The 22,114-nt window shown below is 61.9% G+C and carries 19 protein-coding genes and 2 pseudogenes; 9 read left to right on the forward strand and 12 right to left on the reverse strand.

Going from position 1 to position 22,114, the window contains the following annotated elements; translation table 11 throughout:
* The first annotated feature begins 33 nt into the window (after positions 1–33).
* The 3 genes from V6607_RS30320 (at position 34) to V6607_RS30330 (ending at position 1,886) form a co-directional block, all read left to right on the forward strand.
* Complete coding sequence (locus tag V6607_RS30320) at positions 34–669, forward strand: sigma-70 family RNA polymerase sigma factor (protein WP_166742180.1); 636 nt, start codon at positions 34–36, stop codon at positions 667–669.
* Complete coding sequence (locus V6607_RS30325; RefSeq protein ID WP_087694755.1) at positions 666–1,343, forward strand: anti-sigma factor; 678 nt, start codon at positions 666–668, stop codon at positions 1,341–1,343. Before V6607_RS30320 ends, V6607_RS30325 begins: the two co-directional genes overlap by 4 nt.
* Before the next feature lie 84 nt (positions 1,344–1,427).
* Positions 1,428–1,886: an anti-sigma factor gene (locus tag V6607_RS30330; protein WP_003209196.1), complete on the forward strand. Its 459-nt coding sequence runs from the start codon at positions 1,428–1,430 to the stop codon at positions 1,884–1,886.
* 65 nt (positions 1,887–1,951) lie between these two features.
* Here V6607_RS30330 and fdhA read toward each other — a convergent pair whose 3' ends face one another.
* From fdhA to V6607_RS30370, 8 genes are all read right to left on the reverse strand, one after another.
* Positions 1,952–3,151: a formaldehyde dehydrogenase, glutathione-independent gene (fdhA, locus tag V6607_RS30335; RefSeq protein WP_003209194.1), complete on the reverse strand. Its 1,200-nt coding sequence runs from the start codon at positions 3,149–3,151 to the stop codon at positions 1,952–1,954.
* A gap of 194 nt (positions 3,152–3,345) precedes the next feature.
* The gene (gene purU / locus V6607_RS30340) at positions 3,346–4,203 is read right to left on the reverse strand and encodes a formyltetrahydrofolate deformylase (protein WP_003209192.1); all 858 of its coding nucleotides are present in this window, start codon (positions 4,201–4,203) and stop codon (positions 3,346–3,348) included.
* A gap of 120 nt (positions 4,204–4,323) precedes the next feature.
* On the reverse strand, positions 4,324–4,956 hold the full coding sequence (soxG, locus tag V6607_RS30345) for a sarcosine oxidase subunit gamma family protein (protein ID WP_102604381.1): 633 nt from the start codon (positions 4,954–4,956) through the stop codon (positions 4,324–4,326).
* Positions 4,957–5,088: 132 nt separating this feature from the next.
* The gene (locus tag V6607_RS30350; protein ID WP_134327438.1) at positions 5,089–8,106 is read right to left on the reverse strand and encodes a sarcosine oxidase subunit alpha; all 3,018 of its coding nucleotides are present in this window, start codon (positions 8,104–8,106) and stop codon (positions 5,089–5,091) included.
* Complete coding sequence (locus V6607_RS30355) at positions 8,103–8,405, reverse strand: sarcosine oxidase subunit delta (protein WP_093204269.1); 303 nt, start codon at positions 8,403–8,405, stop codon at positions 8,103–8,105. Before V6607_RS30355 ends, V6607_RS30350 begins: the two co-directional genes overlap by 4 nt.
* 15 nt (positions 8,406–8,420) lie before the next feature.
* Positions 8,421–9,671, reverse strand: a complete 1,251-nt coding sequence (locus V6607_RS30360; protein WP_003209185.1) for a sarcosine oxidase subunit beta — start codon at positions 9,669–9,671, stop codon at positions 8,421–8,423.
* A 22-nt stretch (positions 9,672–9,693) separates the two neighbouring features.
* Complete coding sequence (glyA, locus tag V6607_RS30365) at positions 9,694–10,947, reverse strand: serine hydroxymethyltransferase (RefSeq protein WP_008434333.1); 1,254 nt, start codon at positions 10,945–10,947, stop codon at positions 9,694–9,696.
* A 257-nt stretch (positions 10,948–11,204) separates the two neighbouring features.
* Positions 11,205–11,933 (reverse strand): TraX family protein, encoded by a 729-nt coding sequence (locus tag V6607_RS30370; RefSeq protein ID WP_338742609.1) that lies wholly within the window; start codon positions 11,931–11,933, stop codon positions 11,205–11,207.
* Between the two features lie 90 nt (positions 11,934–12,023).
* On the opposite strand from V6607_RS30370, the gene V6607_RS30375 reads away from it, so the two are divergent.
* The 5 genes and pseudogenes from V6607_RS30375 to V6607_RS30395 form a co-directional block, all read left to right on the forward strand.
* Positions 12,024–13,064 carry a low specificity L-threonine aldolase gene (locus V6607_RS30375; protein ID WP_003209178.1) on the forward strand — a complete coding sequence of 347 codons (1,041 nt, stop codon included), beginning with the start codon at positions 12,024–12,026 and terminating at the stop codon, positions 13,062–13,064.
* A 182-nt stretch (positions 13,065–13,246) separates the two neighbouring features.
* The gene (locus tag V6607_RS30380; RefSeq protein ID WP_003209176.1) at positions 13,247–13,447 is read left to right on the forward strand and encodes a hypothetical protein; all 201 of its coding nucleotides are present in this window, start codon (positions 13,247–13,249) and stop codon (positions 13,445–13,447) included.
* An 88-nt stretch (positions 13,448–13,535) separates the two neighbouring features.
* Complete coding sequence (locus V6607_RS30385; RefSeq protein ID WP_008434329.1) at positions 13,536–14,069, forward strand: hypothetical protein; 534 nt, start codon at positions 13,536–13,538, stop codon at positions 14,067–14,069.
* A gap of 114 nt (positions 14,070–14,183) precedes the next feature.
* Positions 14,184–14,288, forward strand: a pseudogene (locus V6607_RS30390) (transposase); the annotation flags it as partial.
* 109 nt (positions 14,289–14,397) lie between these two features.
* Positions 14,398–14,500, forward strand: a pseudogene (locus V6607_RS30395) (transposase); the annotation flags it as partial.
* 99 nt (positions 14,501–14,599) lie between these two features.
* Here the strand turns inward: V6607_RS30395 and gbcB are convergent.
* On the reverse strand, positions 14,600–15,700 hold the full coding sequence (gene gbcB / locus V6607_RS30400) for a glycine-betaine demethylase subunit GbcB (RefSeq protein WP_003216947.1): 1,101 nt from the start codon (positions 15,698–15,700) through the stop codon (positions 14,600–14,602).
* Positions 15,701–15,980: 280 nt separating this feature from the next.
* On the opposite strand from gbcB, the gene gbcA reads away from it, so the two are divergent.
* Positions 15,981–17,276, forward strand: a complete 1,296-nt coding sequence (gene gbcA / locus V6607_RS30405; RefSeq protein WP_003216945.1) for a glycine-betaine demethylase subunit GbcA — start codon at positions 15,981–15,983, stop codon at positions 17,274–17,276.
* Between the two features lie 801 nt (positions 17,277–18,077).
* Here gbcA and V6607_RS30410 read toward each other — a convergent pair.
* The 3 genes from V6607_RS30410 to dgcB are packed head-to-tail and all read right to left on the reverse strand — an operon-like array spanning position 18,078 to position 22,019.
* Positions 18,078–18,848, reverse strand: coding sequence for an electron transfer flavoprotein subunit beta (locus tag V6607_RS30410; RefSeq protein ID WP_102370063.1), 771 nt, complete (start codon positions 18,846–18,848; stop codon positions 18,078–18,080).
* A gap of 10 nt (positions 18,849–18,858) precedes the next feature.
* Positions 18,859–20,079, reverse strand: a complete 1,221-nt coding sequence (locus tag V6607_RS30415) for an electron transfer flavoprotein subunit alpha/FixB family protein (RefSeq protein WP_134327440.1) — start codon at positions 20,077–20,079, stop codon at positions 18,859–18,861.
* Positions 20,079–22,019, reverse strand: a complete 1,941-nt coding sequence (gene dgcB / locus V6607_RS30420) for a dimethylglycine demethylation protein DgcB (RefSeq protein WP_134327441.1) — start codon at positions 22,017–22,019, stop codon at positions 20,079–20,081. Before dgcB ends, V6607_RS30415 begins: the two co-directional genes overlap by 1 nt.
* Positions 22,020–22,114: the final 95 nt, after the last annotated feature.

Genomic DNA, 22,114 nt, shown 5'->3' on the forward strand with positions numbered 1-22,114 from the left:
ATATCCACCACGAGCCGCACGGAGGTAGATGGAATGAATGCCCAAGCTGGACTAACCTCAGCCTGCCCTCTTTACCGTGCGCCGTCCCATCGCCCTGTTGCAAGCGCCTGGAGAAGCCCTATTTCGACCCACGATGCAGATCAGCTACGGCAATTGCTGGCCCAGTGTTCACTGGGTAATCGCCAGGCGTTCGAAACGCTCTATCGCAGCGTTTCCCCGCGTTTGCATGGTGTTGCCTTGCGTTTCATGGGTCGCAAGGATCTGGCCGAGGAGGTGTTGCAGGAAAGCTTCGTGCGCATCTGGTACAACGCCTCACGCTATGAGGCCCATCTGTCGGCGCCCATGACCTGGATGGTCAATATCACCCGCAACCTGGCGATCGACCAGTTGCGCAAACACCGCGAACAACCCTTGAACCAAGGCCAGGAGGACGCCACCGCCGACGAAAGCCCCAGCGCCCATGAACAGCTCGACAGCGAGCGTGAAGCCCTCGCCCTGAACCGCTGCCTCGACAGCCTCGAAGGCATGCAGCGCCAGTCGATCACCGTGGCTTACTTCCAGGGCTTGTCGTGCTCGGAATTGGCCGAACATCTGGCCGCGCCCCTGGGCTCGGTCAAATCCTGGATTCGCCGCGGCATGGAGCGCTTGCGCAGGTGCCTTGAATCATGAACTACCAGACCACCGCCCTGCGCCGCGCCCTGGCGGCTGACTACGCCATCGGGCTGATGCCTGCCACCGCCCGCCGACGCTTTGAAGCGCTGCTGCGGGATGACGCGGCGCTGCGCGTCGAACTCGGGCACTGGCAGGATGCCCTCGCCAGCCTCACCGGGCCGCTGCCTGAACGGCCGGTGCCGGACCACGTATGGGAAGGGATCAAGGCGCGCATTGAGCCGCAAGTGCTGCATATGCCGGCGAAGAAACCGTTCTGGATGAACCTGCGCTTGCTGGTAGCGGCGTGCGGGGTGGTGATCGCGGTGTTGGTGGGCGTGTTGTACCAGCGCGATCTTGGGGTGGAGTACAACGCCACGCTGGTGGCGGCTGATCAGCAGCCGGCGCTGAAGATCCAGGCCTACGCGGATCACCTGCAAGTGGAACCGCTGACCCTGGCGGCCGTGGAGCCGGCCCGCGCGTTGGAACTGTGGGCAATCCCGGCAGGCGGCAAACCCATCTCCCTGGGGTTGTTGCCGGTGTCGGGTAACGGCCGAATCCAGTTGAGCAAAGAACACCAGGCGCTGCTGACGGCGCCGCTGACCCTGGCAGTGAGCCTTGAGCCTCAGGGGGGCTCGCCGACCGGACAACCCACCGGGCCAGTGCTGTATCAGGGCCAATTGGCATCACTCTGATCCGAGGCTCAATACGACGGATGAGGAACCGATCGCCGTTAACTGGGTCCATGAAAGACTACAAAACATGTCAGGAAGAGCCTAATGACTGCGATCAACCCCCAAGTGATTGAGCACAAGCCTTCATTCTGGAACCGCCCACGCCTGTTCGTCGGCGCCTGTTTGGTGATAGTGGCAGGCGTCGGCGGCGCCCTCTACACCCAGGACAGCGTCAAGGCTGCCGCGCTGCTGGTGAACACCACCCAGCAACCGGCCACGCAGATCGTGGCCCACAAGGATTACCTCGAAGTGCAGCCGATTGCCGCCACCGCACCGGCTCCGGACCAAAGCCTGGAGCTGTGGGCGGTTCCGGCTGACGGCACGCCAGTGTCGCTGGGCCTGCTGCCGGAAGACGGCAAAGGCATTATCGGCATCAACCCTCGCCAGCAGGAGTCGATCAGCAAGCCGGTGACACTGATGGTCAGTTCGGAAACCAAGGGCGGCTCGGTGAGCAAGCAGCCGACGGGGCCAACGGTGTATCAGGGGGCTTTGGCGATTCGCTGATTCTCCCACCCAACCGCAGATGCAAAAAAGGCGACCCTGAGGTCGCCTTTTTAATTGCCCGCGATTTAAGCCGCGCTGAACAACTTGTGCGGATCAATCACAAACTTCTTCGGCACGCCCGCATCGAACTCACCGTACCCGCGTGGCGCGTCATCCAGGCTGATGACTTCCACACCGACGATGTCGGCAATGTTGATACGGTCCCACATGATCGCCTGCATCAGTTGGCGGTTGTACTTCATCACAGGGGTTTGCCCGGTGTGGAAGCTGTGGGACTTGGCCCAGCCCAGGCCGAAACGAATGCTCAGGCTGCCCATTTTTGCAGCGGCATCCACGGCGCCCGGGTCTTCTGTCACGTACAGGCCCGGAATACCGATTTTGCCAGCCACCCGCACCACGCCCATCAACGAGTTGAGCACGGTGGCCGGAGCCTCTGCCTTGGCCCCTTCATGACCATGGCCACGCGCTTCGAAACCCACGGCATCGACGGCGCAATCCACTTCCGGCTCGCCCAGCAACGCAGCGATCTGTTCGTGCAGCGGAGTGTCTTTCGACAGGTCGGCAATTTCAAAACCCTGGGCCTTGGCGTGGGCCAGGCGGATCGGGTTGACGTCACCGATGATCACCACCGCAGCGCCCAGCAGGCGAGCGGAAGCGGCAGCCGCCAGGCCTACCGGACCGGCACCGGCGATGTAGACCGTGCTGCCCGGGCCAACGCCCGCAGTGACTGCGCCGTGGTAGCCGGTGGGCAGGATGTCGGAGAGGCAAGTCAGGTCGCGGATTTTCTCCATGGCCTTGTCGCGGTCCGGCAGTTTCAACAGGTTGAAGTCGGCGTAAGGCACCAGCACGTATTCGGCCTGGCCGCCAGTCCAGTCGCCCATGTCGACATAGCCGTAGGCGCCACCGGCACGGGCCGGGTTGACGGTCAGGCACACGCCGGTGTGCTGCTCTTTGCAGGAACGGCAACGGCCGCATGCGACGTTGAACGGCACCGACACCAGGTCGCCGATCTTCAGGTTCTCGACGTCGCTGCCCTTCTCGATCACTTCGCCGGTGATTTCGTGGCCCAGGACCAGGCCGGTCTGGGCAGTGGTGCGGCCGCGCACCATGTGTTGGTCGGAGCCGCAGATGTTGGTGGAGACCACGCGCAGGATGACGCCGTGCTCAATCTTCCTGCCACGGGGGTCCTGCATTTTGGGATAGTCGATTTTCTGTACTTCGACCTTGCCGTTGCCGAGATACACGACACCACGATTACCAGACATGCTTTCACCTCGCTGTTGTTTTTATGGAACCGCGTTGCCCAGGCAGGCAGCGCGTTTAAGTGCTCGGGTACAGATGCTGTTTTTGCGTTGTTAGTAAGGGCCTCTTCGCGAGCAAGCCCGCTCCCACAGTTGACCGAGTCCTACCTTTGAAATGCGGTCGAATGTGGGAGCGGGCTTGCTCGCGAAGGCGTCCATCAGAGCACCACTGTCCGATTGGCGTTCAAGAACACCCGCCGCTCAATGTGATACCCCACGGCCCGGGCCAGGGTCAGGCCTTCGATATCCCGTCCCTTGGCAATCAAATCTTCCGGATAGTGACTGTGGTCCACCACCTCCACGCCCTGGGCGATGATCGGGCCTTCGTCCAAATCGTTATTGATGTAATGCGCAGTGGCGCCCACCAGTTTCACCCCCTTGTTGTAAGCCTGGTGATACGGCTTGGCGCCCTTGAAACCGGGCAGCAGGGAGTGGTGGATGTTGATAGCTTTACCGTCAAGCTTGCGGCACAGCTCCGGCGACAGCACTTGCATGTAGCGCGCAAGAATCACCAGCTCGGCGCCGGACTCTTCGATCACCTGCCACACCTGGCGCTCCTGCGACGGCTTGTCGTTGGGGTCCAGGGGAAAGTGGTAATAGGGAATCTGGTGCCAGTCGGCCAGGGGCTTGAGGTCCGGGTGGTTGGAGACTACGGCGACCACGTCCATCGACAGTTGGCCGATGCGCTGGCGGTAGAGCAAATCGTTGAGGCAGTGATCGGCCTTGGAGACCATGATCACCACTTTCGGCCGGTAGTTCGGCGCGGTCAGTTCGAAGATCATGCCGAAGGCTTCGCCACGGGTGGCCAGGCCATCGCGGAAGGCTTGTTCGTCGAAACCATCGGGCTGGCGGAACTCCACGCGGATGAAGAACCGGCCCGAGAGCCGGTCATCGAAGGAGTGGTGCTCAGTGACGTAGCAGCCCTGCTCGAACAGGTAGCGAGTGACCGCGTCCACCGTGCCGAGCACGCTGGGGCAGTCGGCGGTCAAAATCCATGTATCGGGTACGCGGCTCATTATTCGTGACTCCTTGATCGTTCCCACGCTCTGCGTGGGAACGCCGCAATGGACGCTCTGCGTCCGCTCTTGGGACGCGGAGCGTCCCGGGATGCATTCCCACGCGGAGCGTGGGAACGATCAGGCCTGGACGCTTAAACCATACTCAGCCGCCGCATCCTGCAACCACAGCCACCAGTAATCCGAGAAGCTGCGACGAATCACCAGCTCCCAGGTGTCTTCAGCAGTATGGCGAATCACCAATTGCGACTTGGCGAACACCGTGCCCACCGCCTTGCCCACCGGGAAGCTGTTGGGGTGCACGTCGTAGCTGGTGGATTTCATCAGCACATCGCGCACGTTGGGGCCGCTGAGTTCGAGAATCTGCTGGCCGCCGCTGACGTTGACGACCTGGATATGCAAATCACCCAGCGCCTCACGCAAGCTTTTCTCGGCGGCGAATTCCTCACCGCCTGGCACTACCAGCAACCACTCATCCGGACCGAGCCATTGCAGGCTGGTCTCACCCTTGACGATGACTTGCAGGGCACCGGGCAATTCGATACCCAAGGCTTTGTGCACACCGGCGGCGAAGGCTGCGTCATGGCCATCGCCACGAATGGTCAGGTGGCCCAGCAGTTTCTTTTCACGCACGGTCACGCCGGCGTTCTTGCGGCCCTTGCCTACCAGGCTGGCGAGGTCGGCATGGTGCAGCGACGACTCGGCCTTGGCTCCGGAGGTGGGGCGTTGTTGGTAAACATTGGCTGCTGTCATAAAGCACCTGTGTTGAATTTGATCGTTCCCACGCTCTGCGTGGGAATGCCGCCATGGACGCTCTGCGTCCGCTCTTGGGGCGCAGAGCGCCCCGGGATGCATTCCCACGCGGAGCGTGGGAACGATCAGGTGTCAGATGTTCTGACGATCGCCTTTAGGATCAAAGAACACCGAAGAAACAATCTCCGCCTCGATCACGCTGCCATCCGCCAGCGGTGCAAACACCCGCTCGCCGATGCGCTTCAAGCCGCCCTTCACCACGCCCATGGCAAACGAATAACCGAGGGAGTTGTGGGCATAACTGGAGGTGACGTGGCCGACCATCTTCATCGGGATCGTCTGCTTGGCGTCGAACACCAACTGCGCGCCTTCCGGCAGCCACACGTTCGGGTCGATCGGCTTGAGTCCGACAAGCTGCTTGCGGTCTTCACGCACGCAATCCTCGCGATTCATCCCGCGCCAGCCGAGCCACGAGAACGGTTTGGTGCGGCCTACACACCAGCCCATGTTCAGGTCGTCCGGGGTCATCGAGCCGTCGGTATCCTGGCCAACGATGATGAAACCCTTCTCGGCCCGCAGCACGTGCATGGTTTCGGTGCCGTACGGGGTCAGGTTGTACTGCTTGCCGGCCTCGACGATTTTCTCGAGCACGCCCATGGCGTAGTCGGCCTGCACGTTGACTTCGTACGACAGCTCACCGGTAAACGAAATCCGGAACACCCGCGCCGGCACGCCGCCAACCAGGCCTTCTTTCCAGGTCATGAACGGGAAGCCGTCCTTGTCCAGGTCGATGTCGGTGACTTCGCTCAGCAGTTTGCGGCTGTTGGGGCCGGACAAGGTCATGGTTGCCCAGTGGTCGGTGACCGAGGTGAAGTACACCTTGAGGTCCGGCCATTCGGTCTGCTGGTAGATTTCCAGCCACTGCAGCACGCGCGCTGCGCCGCCGGTGGTGGTGGTCATCAGGAAGTGGTTGTCGGCGAGGCAGGCAGTCACGCCGTCGTCGAAGACCATGCCGTCTTCCTTGCACATCAGGCCGTAGCGGGCCTTGCCCACGTCGAGCTTGGTCCAGGCGTTGCTGTAGATGCGGTTGAGGAACTCGCGGGCATCCGGGCCCTGGATGTCGATCTTGCCGAGGGTGGACGCGTCCAGCAGGCCGACGCTGTCACGCACGGCCAGGCATTCGCGCTTCACTGCGGCGTGCAGGTCTTCACCGTTGCGCGGGAAATACCATGGGCGTTTCCACTGGCCGACGTCCTCAAACTCGGCGCCGTTTTTCACGTGCCAGGCTTGCAGCGCGGTGTAGCGCACCGGCTCGAAGATGTGCCCACAGTGCCGGCCTGCTACCGCGCCGAAGGTCACCGGCGTGTAGTTGGGACGGAACATGGTGGTGCCCATCTGCGGGATGGTCACGTTCAGCGAACGGGCCGCGATGGCCAGGCCGTTGACGTTGCCGAGCTTGCCCTGGTCAGTGCCGAAGCCCAGTGCGGTGTAGCGCTTGACGTGCTCCACCGACTCGAAACCCTCGCGGGTGGCGAGTTCGATGGCGGCCGCGGTGACGTCGTTCTGCAGGTCGACAAATTGCTTCGGCGCCCGTGCGGTAGCTTTCTCGTGAGGTACCTGGAACAGCGCCAGGGTCGGTTCTTCCAGACGGCTCAAGGCTTTGGGCAGCGTACCTTCCACCGGCGCAAACCCGGCTTCGCTGGCAGCGCGCACGCCACCTTCAAAACCGTCGGCCAGGGAATCGCCGAGGCCGTAGACGCCATTGATGCCACCGACGCACACGCGTTTCTGCGGTGCTTCGCCCGGTACAAAACCGAGGATGTCTTCACGCCAGGTCGGCTTGCCGCCCAGGTGCGAGGCCAGGTGAACCACCGGGCTGTAGCCGCCGGAGCTGGCGACCAGGTCGCAGTCCAGCCATTCGCCGGGGCTGGTGACTTTATGGGCCTTCACATCAATGGCCGCAACGCGGGCGCCAGTGACGTGCTTGCTGCCACGGGCTTCGATCACGGCGCTGCCGGTGAGGATGCGAATGCCTTTGGCGCGAGCTTCTTCAACCAGTGCGCCGCGTGGGTTGTGGCGGGCATCGGCTACGGCGACAACGCTGAGGCCGGCGTCGAACCAGTCCAGCGCCACGCGGTAGGCGTGATCGTTGTTGGTGGACAGCACCAGCTTCTTGCCCGGTGCCACGCCGTAGCGACGCACGTAAGTGGAGACCGCTCCCGCCAGCATGTTGCCCGGTACGTCGTTGTTGCCGTACACCAGCGGACGCTCGCACGCACCGGTGGCCAACACCACGTGCTTGGCGCGAACCCGGTGGATACGCTGACGCACCTGGCCGATCGGCGCACGGTCACCGAGGTGGTCGGTGAGGCGTTCGTGAATGGTCAGGAAGTTATGGTCGTGGTAACCGTTGACGGTGGCGCGAGGCAGCAGCACCACGTCCGGCAGGGCCTTGAGTTCAGCAATCACACTGGCAACCCACTCGGCCGCAGGCTTGCCATCGAGGCTTTCGCGGGAGTCCAGCAAGGAGCCGCCGAACTCTTCCTGCTCGTCCGCGATGATCACCCGGGCGCCACTGCGGGCAGCGGCCAACGCAGCCGCCAGGCCGGCAGGGCCCGCGCCCACAATCAGCACGTCGCAATGACGGTTCATGTAGTCGTAGGTGTCCGGATCGTTCTCGGTCGGCGAGCGGCCAAGACCGGCTGCCTTACGAATGTACTTCTCGTAAGTCATCCAGAACGATTGCGGGTACATGAAGGTTTTGTAGTAGAAACCCGGAGGCATCAGCTTGCCGCCGACCTTGCCGAGAATGCCCATCATGTCGTTGTTCACGCTCGGCCAGCCGTTGGTGCTGGTGGCGACCAAACCCTGGTACAGCGCCTGTTGCGTGGCGCGCACGTTGGGGATTTGCGTGGCTTCGGTGGCGCCGATCTGCAGCACCGCGTTCGGCTCTTCGGCACCGGCGGCGAAGATGCCGCGCGGGCGGGAATACTTGAAGCTGCGACCGATGATGTCGACGCCGTTGGCCAGCAGCGCGGCGGCCAATGTGTCGCCTTCAAAGCCTTTGTAGCTCTGGCCGTTGAAGGTAAAGCTCAGGGCTTTGTTACGGTCGATGCGACCACCGTTGGACAGGCGATTGATCTGGCTCATACCTTCTCTCCAGAAGCCTTGGCGGTGAATTGCGGCTTGCTGCCAATCTTGTAGGTTTCAAGAATTTCGTAGGTCACGGTGTCGCGGGTCGCGTTGAAATACTGGCGGCAACCGGCAGCGTGAATCCACAGCTCGTGGTGCAGGCCGCGCGGGTTGTCGCGGAAGAACATGTAGTCGCCCCACTCCTCGTCGGTGCAGGTGTTCGGGTCCAGTGGGCGCGGGATGTGCGCTTGGCCGGAGGCGTGGAATTCCTCTTCGGAGCGCAGTTCGCCACAGTGAGGACAGAAGATATGCAACATAGGGAATTTCTCCTGTTAGTGGGCGACGGCCGCAGCGCCGTGTTCGTCGATCAGCGCACCGTTGTGGAAACGGTCGATGGAGAAAGGTGCAGCCAACGGGTGCATTTCACCCTTGGCGAGGCTCGCGGCAAATACGTTGCCTGAGCCGGGTGTGGCCTTGAAGCCACCAGTGCCCCAACCGCAGTTGAAGAACATGTTCGGGACCGGGGTCTTGGAGATGATCGGGCAGGCGTCCGGCGTGGTGTCGACGATGCCGCCCCACTGACGGTTCATGCGCACGCGGGACAGCACCGGGAACATCTCGACGATGGCCTGGATGGTGTGCTCGATCACCGGGTACGAGCCGCGCTGGCCATAGCCGTTGTAGCCGTCGATACCGGCGCCGATCACCAGGTCGCCCTTGTCGGACTGGCTGATGTAACCGTGCACGGCGTTGGACATGATCACGCTGTCGATAATCGGTTTGATCGGCTCCGACACCAGTGCTTGCAGCGGGTGGGATTCGATCGGCAGGCGGAAGCCCGCGAGCGAAGCCATGTGGCCGGAGTTACCCGCCGTCACCACGCCGACGCGCTTGGCACCGATGAAGCCTTTGTTGGTTTCCACGCCGATGCACACACCGTTTTCCTTGCGGAAACCGATGACTTCGGTCTGCTGGATCAGGTCCACGCCCAGTGCGTCAGCGGCGCGGGCAAAGCCCCAGGCCACGGCATCGTGACGGGCCACGCCGCCGCGCCGTTGCACAGTGGCGCCCATTACCGGGTAGCGAGTGTTCTTGGAGCAGTCGAGGTACGGGATCTCGTCGGCCACTTGTTTGGCGTTAAGCAGCTCGCCGTCCACGCCGTTCAGGCGGTTGGCGCTGACGCGACGCTCGGAGTCACGGATGTCCTGCAGGGTGTGGCACAGGTTGTAGACGCCACGCTGGGAGAACATCACGTTGTAGTTCAAATCCTGGGACAAACCTTCCCAGAGTTTCATCGCGTGTTCGTACAGGTGCGCCGACTCGTCCCACAGGTAGTTGGACCGCACGATGGTGGTGTTGCGCGCGGTGTTACCGCCGCCCAGCCAGCCTTTCTCGACCACGGCCACGTTAGTGATGCCGTGCTCCTTGGCCAGGTAGTAAGCCGTCGCCAGACCATGCCCGCCGCCGCCAACGATGACCACGTCGTAGACCTTTTTCGGGGTGGGCGTGCGCCACATCTTCTGCCAGTTTTCGTGGTGGCTGAGTGAGTGCTTGAAGAGGCCGAAGCCCGAGTAGCGTTGCATAGTCATTACTCCAAAACCGCGCTCAGCGATAAACCGGGAAATCAGCGCACAGGGCGGCCACATGCTTGGCGACGTTGGCCTCCACATCGGCGTCGCCGAGGTTGTCGAGGATGTCGCAGATCCAGCCGGCCAACTCCAGGCATTGGGTCACTTTGAAGCCGCGTGTGGTCACCGCCGGCGTGCCGATACGCAGGCCCGAGGTCACGAAGGGCGACTGCGGGTCGTTGGGCACGGCGTTCTTGTTGACGGTGATGTGAGCGCGACCGAGGGCGGCGTCCGCGTCTTTGCCGGTGAGGCCCTGACGGATCAGGCTGACCAGGAACAGGTGGTTATCGGTGCCGCCGGACACTACATCGTAGCCGCGTTTGATAAACACGCCGGCCATGGCCTGGGCGTTGTCGATCACTTGCTGTTGATAGGCCTTGAAACCTGGTTCCTGGGCTTCCTTGAAGCACACCGCCTTGCCGGCGATCACGTGCATCAGCGGGCCGCCCTGGGCGCCCGGGAATACCGCAGAGTTGAGTTTCTTTTCAATTTCTTCGTTGGACTTGGCCAGGATCAACCCGCCACGTGGACCGCGCAGGGTCTTGTGGGTGGTGGTGGTGACCACATCGGCGTAGGGCAGCGGGTTCGGGTACAGACCAGCGGCCACCAGGCCGGCGACGTGGGCCATGTCGACGAACAGCAGCGCACCGACCTTGTCGGCGATCTGGCGAAAGCGCGGGAAATCCAGGGTCTTGGAGTAGGCGGAGAAACCCGCCACGATCATCTTCGGCTTGTGCTCCACGGCCAGGCGCTCGACTTCGTCGTAGTCGATCAGCCCGGTGTTGGTGTCGATGCCGTATTGCACCGCGTTGTACAGCTTGCCCGAGGACGACACTTTGGCGCCGTGGGTCAGGTGGCCGCCGTGGGCCAGGCTCATGCCGAGGATGGTGTCACCGGCGTTCAACAGCGCCAGGTACACCGCGCTGTTGGCGGACGAACCGGAGTGCGGCTGCACGTTGGCGTAATCGGCACCGAACAGCTGCTTGGCACGCTCGATGGCGAGCACTTCGACCTTGTCCACGTGCTCGCAGCCGCCGTAGTAACGCTTGCCCGGGTAACCTTCGGCGTACTTGTTGGTGAGGCCGCTGCCCTGGGCTTCCATGACACGCTTGCTGGTGTAGTTCTCTGACGCGATCAGCTCGATATGATCTTCCTGGCGCTGCTCCTCGGCATTCATGGCCGCCAGCAGTGCATCGTCATAACCCTGGATCTGGTCTTGCTTGCTGAACATCGCGTCTCTCCCAGCGGCGGCGGTGCGCCAATCGTATTGTTGGGGCCGCCGCACGACGGAGGGGCCCTTTGATGCGATGGTAGGGCTGGCGCAGAGAGGTCAAATGCCTATGGACGCCACGCAAAGGTGCGTTTACGACATGGCCGGAGCAACACAGAACAAATGTGGGAGCGGGCTTGCTCGCGAATGCGGTGGGCCAGCCAATATAGGTGCAGCCTGACACACCGCTTTCGCGAGCAAGCCCGCTCCCACAGGGGTTAGGCGATGATCTTGCGGACCAGTAGCAGCAGCAGGAAATGCGCCGGATAAAGCGCATACGCCCAGCGCCGCATGGCCGGTGGCGATACCTGCCCGGCATGTCGCAACAAGACCAATCCGGCCAGCGGCGCAATCAGGCATGTCGCCAATCCCAGCATCGCCACCAGCGTGCCGCTATTGAGCAGGATCTGCCATTGGTTGGCAGCCAGGCACACCACACCCGGCAGCACGCTGAAGTACCACGGCCGGCGAAACACCAGCAGCATCGCCAACGGCAGCAGCACACCAAAAAACCCGAACATCAACTGAGCCGAAAACAACCCCGCCAAAACCAGCGCGATCAACGCCAATCCTCGATCAATAACCGTCTTCTGCTGCCATCCCCGGGCAACCAGCAAACCCAGCGCCAGGGTCGGCAGTACGTTCAGCGTGTCGGCGTCGTCGATGAACATCCGGTACGGCACCTCACTGATCACACTGAACAGCAGCAACCAGCCCAGATAGCGCCACTGCCCCGCCACCGGCGCGTCCTTGACCCGATGCAAATTCGCCGCGATCGCCAGGCAAAACCACGGGAACGCCAGGCGCCCCGGCACATACAGCCCGTCCAGGCTCAAACCGACATACCGCAGGTGGTCCAGCACCATACTCAGCAGCGCCAGCCACTTGAGCAGGTCCAGGGCGCCATCGCGGACGCGGCTTACAGGAACGCTTTCAGAACCGTGCATAATTCCCCAATGACTTTGCATTAACAGTGCGTGCGCCCGCCCGACAATCTTGGGTAAAGTGCGCACCAACATCGACCACAGGACTGGGCCATGACCGACAAGAGCCAACAATTCGCCAGCGACAACTATTCCGGCATCTGCCCGGAAGCCTGGGCCGCCATGGAACTCGCCAACCAGGGCCATCAACGCGCCTATGGCGATGATGAATGGACCCACCGCGCCGCCGACGGTTTCCGCAGACTGTTCGAAACCGACTGCGAAGTGTTCTTCGCCTTCAACGGTACCGCAGCCAACTCCCTGGCGCTGTCCTCCTTGTGCCAGAGCTACCATAGCGTGATCTGCTCGGAAACCGCCCACGTCGAAACCGACGAATGCGGCGCGCCGGAGTTTTTCTCCAACGGCTCCAAGCTGCTCACCGCCCGCACCGAAAACGGCAAGCTGACCCCGGAGTCGATCCGCGAGATCGCCCTCAAGCGCCAGGACATTCACTACCCGAAACCCCGCGTCGTGACCCTGACCCAGGCCACCGAAGTCGGCAGCGTCTACACCCCGGAAGAAATCCGCGCCATCAGCGTCACCTGCAAGGAACTGGGGTTGAACCTGCACATGGACGGCGCACGCTTCTCCAACGCCTGCGCATTCCTCGGCTGCTCGCCGGCCGACCTGACTTGGAAAGCCGGGGTCGACGTGCTGTGCTTTGGTGGCACCAAGAACGGCATGGCCGTGGGTGAAGCGATCCTGTTCTTCAACCACAAGCTGGCCGAAGACTTCGACTACCGCTGCAAACAAGCCGGGCAGCTTGCCTCAAAGATGCGCTTCCTCTCCGCCCCGTGGGTGGGCCTGCTGGAAAACGACGCCTGGCTCAAACACGCCCGCCACGCCAACCACTGTGCACAATTGCTCAGCAACCTGGTGGCGGATATTCCGGGTGTGGAGTTGATGTTCCCGGTACAGGCCAACGGCGTGTTCCTGCAACTGTCGGAACCGGCAATTGCCGCGCTGACGGCCAAGGGCTGGCGCTTCTACACCTTCATCGGTAAAGGCGGCGCGCGGTTCATGTGCGCGTGGGATACCGAGGAAGAGCGCGTAAGAGAATTAGCCGCAGATATTCGGGAAGTAATGAGCGCCTGAAGTAGGCATCAGCCCCTCAGATAATGGCGAAAGGCCGAGACTGTTTTTTGATATTTCTGACAGCAACCAACTCAGCTTTCATTGACTAGCCTCTTGGAACCCGAAAGGAAAAGGCCGCCTTTCGGGACTAACCGCCAGCCGAATAATCGGCCGGAAACGGAAATCCAGCAGAGGGCAATACCATGGAAGCGCAACGCTACGGAAACAACTTGCTAGGCGAAGGCACTATCAGCACCACCGTCATCGACTGGGACGAATTCAGAAAATCCGCGAAAATCGGTGACACCATCAGCGAACCGACGAGGACATTGCGGATCACTGACAAGGTCTATGAACTGACAGCATCCGGCCAGCACTTCGTCGTGCATATCTATGCCCAATAACCTCTAACTGATCGTTCCCACGCTCTGCGTGGGAACGCCTCCCCGGACGCTCCGCGTCCAGGCCACACCACGGTTCAAGGACGAATTGATGGGCAGAAGCCGCTACACCATTACCGAACCTGAAAAACCACACTTCCTGACATGCACCGTCATGGAATGGACACCGCTATTTACCCGCGACTACCTTGTCGGCCACCTATTGAGTTGCTGGCGATATCAACAAACCCACGAACATTTCAATCTCTACGGCTACGTCGTTCTCGAAAACCATCTGCACTTCGTCGCTCAAGCACCTGACCTGGGTAAATGTGTCAGCCAGTTCAAATCCTTCACCGCTCGAACCATCATTGACGACCTGCAGAAACGAGGAGCGGAGCGAGTGTTGCAGCGTTTGCGTTTCAGCAAACGGGCGCATAAAACGGACCGGATTTATCAGCTATGGCAAGAGGGGTCACACGCCGAGTTGGTGTACAGCGAAGCGGTGATGCGCCAAAAGCTTGATTACATTCACCACAACCCTGTGAAGCGTGGTTATGTGGACTTGGCCGAGCACTGGCGGTATTCCAGCGCCCGCAACTATGCAGGACAGGATGGCCTGATTGAAATTCAGCGCTGGGCCTGATCGTTCCCACGCTCTGCGTGGGAACGCAGCCCGTGACGCTCCGCGTCACACAGCGGGACGGGACGCGGAGCGTCCAAGGAGGCATTCCCACGCGGAGCGTGGGAACGATCGATTCCTGTGAAGCGGGGTTGTGTGGACTTGGCCGAGCACTGGCGGTATTCCAGCGCCCGCAACTATGCAGGACAGGATGGCCTGATTGAAATTCAGCGCTGGGCCTGATCGTTCCCACGCTCTGCGTGGGAATGCAGCCCGTGACGCTCCGCGTCACACAGCGGGACGCAGAGCGTCCAAGGAGGCATTCCCACGCGGAGCGTGGGAACGATCGATTCCTGTGAAGCGGGGTTGTGTGGACTTGGCCGAGCTGGCGGTATTCCAACGTCCGTAACTATGCAGGACCGGACGGCCTGATCGAGATTCAGCGCTGGGCCTGATCGTTCCCACGCTCTGCGTGGGAATGCAGCCCGTGACGCTCCGCGTCACACAGCGGAGCGTCCAAGGAGGCATTCCGACGCGGAGCGTGGGAACGATCATTAGAACTCGATGCGCACATCACCCTTCGGCACGCTGCAGCACGACAGGATGTAACCCTCGGCTTCGTCTTCCTCGGTGATCCCGCCGTTGTGGTCCATCTCGACCTCCCCGCCCAGCTTCAGCACCTTGCACGTCCCACAGATCCCCATGCCGCAAGCTTTCGGAATCAGCAGGCCAAGCTTGGCTGCCGCTGCGTGAACGGTTTCGCCCGGTGCCACGCGGATGCTCTTGCCAGAGGCAATGAATTCCACCTGATGCAGGTCCGCCAGGTCGATTTCCGGCGCATCCGCCGCTTGTTCGGCTTGCTCCACCGCGTCGGCCCGGGCTTCCGGTGGCGTCGCGCCGAAGGATTCTTCGTGATAACGCGCCATGTCGAAGCCGGCGGCTTCCAGCAGGCGCTTTACCGCGTTCATGTAAGGCGTCGGGCCGCAACAGAAGACTTCCCGCTCCAGGAAGTCCGGCACCATCAGTTCGAGCATCTTGTGGTTGAGGTAACCGCGATAACCGGCCCAGGGTTCACCCAGGCCGTGTTTCTCGCAAATCAGGTGCAGGCTGAAGTTATCAATCCGCGACGCCATATGCTCCAGCTCGCGGTGGTAAATGATGTCCTTTGGCGAGCGGGCGCTGTGGATAAACGTCATGTCGACGTTGGCGTTGGTGTCGTAGAACCAGCGCGCCATGGACATCACCGGGGTAATACCGACACCACCACTGAGGTACAGCACTTTCGGGCTCGGGAAGTCGATGGCATTGAACAGCCCCACCGGCCCGTGCACCGCCAGCTCCTGGCCTTCGTGCAGCGTGTCATGCAACCAGTTGGATACCTTGCCGCCCGGCACGCGCTTGATGGTCACCGAAAAGCTGTAAGGCACCGACGGCGAACTGGAAATAGTGTACGAACGCATGATCGGCTGGCCGTCGATTTCCAGCTCCAGGGTGACGAACTGCCCGGGCTTGAAAAAGAACAGGATCGGCTGGTCGGCCATAAAGCAGAAGGTGCGCACGTCCCAGGTTTCCTGGATGACTTTGACGCAACGGACGATGTGCCGACCATTGGCCCAGGTCTGGGTTGTTACCGGGTTCAGGAAGCTGTTGGACATGCTGTTCTCCATAGCCGTGTGATCGGCCTTATGGTGGCGATTCTGCGTAACGCGCGAATCACCCATTTACCTATCTGCGACATTCACATACTTATCGCGACCAGCCCCCATACCACGGGGGTTGCGCGTCGGGAACAGAGTGGGCCATGTCGTTCATGGATAAGGTTCTGGCCGTTGTGGGGCCCACACTCGCTCCCAACAAAGACGCTTTCTTTACGCCTTGCTGCAAAACCTAGCCACTATTCGCCGGCCACACAGAATGGCCATGAGGACACACACGATGGACGTCACCGCAACCTTAAGCTTGGGCGATCCGCTGGAACCCGCACGCAAGGCCACTGCGCAAATGCTGCAAGAACGCGAGCGGACCTTTTCGCTGCCGCAGCCGTTTTACTCTGATGAACGGCTGTTCGATATCGACATGCAGGAAATTTTCCAGAAAGAGTGGTTGATCGCCGGCATGACCTGCGAGATCCCCGCCAAGGGCAACTACATCACCCTGCAAGTGGGCAAGAACCCGATCATCGTGATCCGTGGCGCCGATGGTGTGGTGCACGCATTCCATAACGTGTGCCGCCACCGCGGTTCGCGCCTGTGCACCAGCGACAAGGGCAAGGTCGCCAAGCTGGTGTGCCATTACCACCAGTGGACGTATGAACTGGACGGCCGCCTGCTGTTCGCCGGTACCGAAATGGGCGCCGACTTCGACATGAAGCAATACGGCCTCAAGCCGGTGAATGTGAAGACCGCCGGTGGCTACATCTTTATCAGCCTGTCGGAGAACCCGCCGGCCATCGACGACTTCCTGTCGACCTTGAGCCACTACATGGAACCCTACGACATGGAGAACACCAAGGTGGCGATCCAGACCACCTTGTTTGAAAAAGCCAACTGGAAGCTGGTGCTGGAAAACAACCGCGAGTGCTACCACTGCAACGCGTCGCACCCGGAACTGTTGAAAACCCTGCTGGAATGGGACGACGTCACCGACCCGCGGGCCGACCAGGCCTTCAAGGACCACGTGGCCGCCTCCGCCGCCGCCTGGGATGCCGAAAAGATCCCTTACGCCCACGCCAGCTTCGGCCTGCGTAACCGCATCGTGCGCATGCCGCTGCTCAAGGGCACCGTGTCGATGACCCTCGACGGCAAGCAAGGCTGCAACAAGCTGATGGGCCGCATCAAGAACCCGGACCTGGGCTCGATGCGCATCCTGCACCTGCCTCACTCGTGGAACCACTGCATGGGCGACCACATCATTGTGTTCACCGTGTGGCCGATCAGTGCCCAGGAAACCATGGTCACCACCAAGTGGATCGTGCACAAGGACGCCGTGGAGGGTGTGGACTACGACGTCGAGCGCATGCGCAAAGTGTGGGACGCCACCAATGACCAGGACCGTCGCCTGGCCGAAGAGAACCAGCGCGGCATCAACTCCACCGCGTATCAGCCAGGTCCGTACTCCAAGACCTATGAGTTTGGCGTGGTGAACTTTGTGGACTGGTACAGCGAGCGGATGCTGAGCAACCTGGGGGCGGCGCCAGCGCCGTATCTGAAAGGCGTCGCCGTACACGAGTAACCGGCTGACACGCCGCCGATCAAAATGTGGGAGCCGGGCTTGCCCGGCCCCCACACTGGTTTGTGACTGTACAAAATTCATCCAACACCGTGACAGACCGCTGCCCGCCTTACTTCCAGCCATTGCCCAACAACTTATCCACAAAGCCACCCACAGCAATTGTGGGCAACTGCGCTTTCCCGTCGAAATAAAACCAAGAAAATCCGTGACTTATTCAAAGGTACCGGTTTTATCCCACATTGATCATTTTTTGACCTAAAGCCTGAAATCCACGTCCTGCATGGGCTACAGAGGAACGCAAACACCTTATCCACAGAAGCGCCAACAGACTTTGGGGGCAACTTTGGACCATCTGTGGAAAACCGGCTTAAACCGAGCAAAATCGCGGCTTTGAGAGCAAAACTCAGTTGGAACGGCGATATTGGTTATATTTTAACCATCACACTGTAAGCCACGTTTTATATGGCCTACAGCGGATAGCGAACATCTTATCCACAGAAGCACCAACAGACTTTGGGGGCAAGTCTGCGCCGGGTATTTTCCTTATCCACAGAAAAACCCAAGGAAAAACCGTCAGTTAGGTTGGTTATTTTTCGTACAGCGAGCTGGAGGGCTTGATTTGCATGGGGTGTGGACAGCCGCGAACAGGTTATCCACAGGTGGGTTAACAGGGATTGTGGGTAAAGGCACAATCGCCGCAAAACAGTGTGGGAGCGGGCTTGCTCGCGAAAGCGGCGGATCAGTCGGTACATGAGTTACCTGACACACCGCCTTCGCGAGCAAGCCCGCTCCCACAGTGGATCAGCGCACTACACCTTCTTCTATAAGCAATTTAAGAATGGCTTCAGCGCCCGCCTCCGGACTCACGCCCTTGAGCACCTGCCCACCGCCGCCGCTGGCCTTGGCCGTAGCGGCCTTCATCCGGTCGGCACCGCTTTTGGCCTTGATCACCTTGAGGCGCTTGGGCCGAGGCTTGGCCGGCTGCAATACAGCGCCTGTGAATAACTCATCCTCCAACACCTCGACGTCATGGGCCGTCAGCTCACCGCGTTGCGCCGGGCCGTAGGCGCTTTGCCGTGGCTTGGGCGCGGCGTTATCCACCGTGGCCATAAACGGCAGGCGCACCTTCAGCCGCCGCCGTTGGCCGCGAGGCAAGGCCTGCAGCACATGGGCCACACCGCCTTCGATGGATTCCACCTGGGCCAGGCCGACAATCAACGGCCAACCCAGTTGCTCGGCCAGCAGGAACGGCAACATGCCCGAGCCTTCGCCGGTTTCCGCCTGGCTGCCGGTGAGCACCACCTGGGCACCCGCGTCCCGCAGATAGTCGCCGAGCACCGGCAAGGCGTCTGCCCCGGCCGGTTGTTCAAGCACGTGCAACTGCGGCAAGCCCATGCCCAGGTAAGCGCGCAGGGTGGGTTCGCCGATGTCGCCGGCGTGCAGCACTTGCAGGTTATCCCCAGCCAGTTGCAGGCCCAGTTCCACTGCGCGCGCGTCTTGCTCGGCCCGGCGTGGACGGCCGGAAGTCGGGTGGGCACCGATGGACACCAGGCTGATTACATTCGTCGTCATGGCCATTTCCTTAAGCCGCATCGCGCTTGGCGCCGTGGCGGTAGGCCTCGACCGCAACAATCAAGGCTTGCAGTATCGCGGCGCTTTCGCCGATCACCGACAGGTCGGCACGCTTGATCATGTCGCAGCCCGAGTCGAGGTTGATCGCCACCACCTTGTCGCAGGCACCAATGCCTTGAAGGTGCTGGATCGCCCCGGAAATCCCCACCGCCACGTAAACCCGTGCAGTGACCCATGTGCCGCTGGCGCCCACCTGGCGATCGCGCGCCATGAAGCCGTCGTCCACCGCCACCCGCGAAGCACCTTCGGTGGCGCCCAACGCGGCAGCAGTCTGGTGGAACAGCGCCCAGTCCTTGACCCCGTTGCCACCGGAGAAAATAAACTCGGCTTCGGCCATGGGAATCGCCGCCGGGTCCACGGCCACCGCACCCAAATCTTCGATACGCGCAAGGCTGCGGGCCAGGCTTGTGGATAACTCCACCGGCAGCACTTCGTGACGGGTTTCGCTGACGGGATCGGCGCACTCCGCCGCAGCCAGGATCATCCGTGGCAGTGGGCGGGCAAGATCCTCCTGACCCGCGCCTGCACGGCCAATACATTCCTGGCCCTTGATCTGCCAGACCCGCGTGGCCGGGCGCTCCTTGAGGCTGGCGGCAAAGCGCCGCCCCAATTCACCACCGCCGCTGCGGCTGTCCGGCAGCAACCAGTGGCGCGGGTTGAACTGGTTATCCACAGCCCGCAGGCCCTGGACGCGTTGCTCCGGTGAATAACCGTCGAATTCATGCCCGTCCAACACCAGCAGCCGATCCACACCGGCGGTGGCGAAGGCGTTTTCCTTGTGTTCGCCGAACACCACGGCCAATACCGCACCGTCGTCGCCGGCCAGTTGCCGGGCCAGGCCCAGCAAGTCGCGGTCGTGGCTGCTCAGGCGGCCGCCGACCATGTCCGGCACCACGTTGATGTAGAAAGCGGGCGCCGGTACCTGATGCAGCGGCAACTGCACTTCCACCGCTGCCGTACGCTTGGCCGCGCCGCCCTGCTGGGCGCCGCTGCGGTCAATACGCTTGATGCCGTTGGGGCCGATAAAACCGACACCGTGCACGTTCTTGCGGATCACCCCATTGGGCCCCATCCAGCTGTGTTGCACCGGCTGCATCGCCGCGTGCAGCGGGTGCAGGCGGTTACGGGCGATCCATTCGGCCCGTGGGTCGCGGCGGATAATGTCGCTCATCAATGCACCTCCGCAGGTTCGCGTTTCGGCGCCTTGGCCGGTGCCGCGTCTTCAAGCAACGCGTCAGCTACCAGTTCGGCAATGTCCTTGATCAAGGGACGCGGTTCGACCACGCCTTCCAGCATCGCCGTGCACTGTGGACAACCCACGGCCACCAGTTCGGCGCCGGTCTCGCGGATGTCTTCCATGCGCATGTCGGGAATCCGCTGCTTGCCGGGAATATCGGTGATCGGCGCCCCGCCACCGCCACCGCAGCAGCGCGAGCGGAAACCGGAGCGCTGCATTTCCTTGACCTCGATCCCCAGCGCCCGCAGCACTTGGCGCGGTGCCTCGTACTCACCGTTGTAGCGGCCCAGGTAGCACGGGTCGTGATAGGTCACGCTGTTGCCTTTGTGCTGGCCCAGGTTCAGGGCGCCGGCGTCGATCAGCTCGGCCATGTAGGTGCTGTGGTGCTGCACGAGGTAGTTGCCGCCGAAGGCGCCGTATTCGTTTTTCAGCACGTGGAAACTGTGGGGGTCGCAGGTGACGATGCGCTTGAAGCTGTACTTGGCCAGGGTCTGGATATTGCGTGCGGCCAGCAGTTGGAAAGTCGCTTCATCGCCCAGGCGCCGGGCCACGTCGCCGCTGTCGCGCTCTTCAAGGCCCAGTACGGCGAAGTCGACCTTGGCGGCTTTCAGCACTTTGACGAACGAGCGCAGGGTGCGCTGGTTGCGCATGTCGAAGGCACCGTCGCCGACCCAGAACAGCACGTCGACGGTTTTCCTGTCGCTGAGCAAGGGCAGGTTCAAATCCGCCGCCCAGTTCATCCGCCCGCCCGGTGCGAAGCCGCCCGGGTTGTCGGTGGCGATCAGGTTTTCCAGGACTTCGGCGCCCTTGTTCGGGGTCGCGCCTTTTTCCAGGGTGAGGTGGCGGCGCATGTCGACGATGGCGTCCACGTGCTCGATCATCATCGGGCACTCTTCCACGCAGGCGCGGCAGGTGGTGCACGACCACAGGGTCTCGGCGTCCACCAGGCCATTGACGATTGGCTGGTGCGGGTTGCCGCTGTGTTCGCCGATGGCTTTGCCCGGATACGGGCTGCCGGCGAACTTGGCGTCGGTGCCACCGGCCAGGCCGACGACCATGTCCTGGATAAGTTTTTTCGGGTTCAGTGGCTGGCCGGCGGCGAACGCCGGGCACGCGGCTTCGCACTTGCCGCACTGCACGCAGGCGTCGAAGCCGAGCAGTTGGTTCCAGGTGAAATCCACCGGTTTTTCCACGCCCAGGGGCGCGCTTTTATCCGCGAGGTCCAGGGGTTTCAAACCGGTGGAACGGCCGCCGCCGAAGCGTTCGGCGCGGCGGTGCCAGGCCAGGTGCAGGGCACCGGCGAAGGCGTGTTTCATCGGGCCGCCCCAGGTCATGCCGAAGAACATTTCCGACACGCCCCACAACACGCCCAGGCTCAGCAGCGCGGCGAGCAGCCAGCCGCCGAAGTCCGCCGGCAGAATCCCGGCCACCGGCAAGGTCACCAGGAAGAAGCTCACCGAGAACGCCATCAGGCTTTTCGGCAGGCGCATCCACGGGCCTTTCGACAGGCGTGCAGGCGGGTTGCGACGGCGCAGGTAGACGAAGGTGGCGCCGACAAACATCAGCACCGAAGCCAACAGCAAGGCGTAGCCGAGGATGCGGTTATGCAGGCCGAAACCGTGCACCAGGATCGCCAGCAGCGCCGAGAGCACAAAGCCCAGGGCGGTGGCGACGTGGGTGTTGGCGATGTATTTGTCGCGGGCGACCACATGGTGCAGGTCGACCATGTAGCGCTTGGGCATGGCCAACAGGCCGCCGAGCAAGTCGACCTTGGAGGACCGGCCGCGGCGCCACATGTTCACCCGGCGCAGCGCGCCGAGGACGGCAAGGCCCAGGGCGGCGAAGAGCAGGATGGGAAGAAGGGTGTTCAACATGGTGAAGCTCCCGAAGACCACACAGGTCTACTGTGAAACTGGCCCGAAATGTGGGAGCGGGCTTGCTCGCGAAGGCAGCGTGTCAGTCGATGCAT

Origin of the sequence: Pseudomonas sp. KK18 (assembly GCF_037094675.1) — a bacterium.
Classification (GTDB): Bacteria; Pseudomonadota; Gammaproteobacteria; order Pseudomonadales; family Pseudomonadaceae; genus Aquipseudomonas.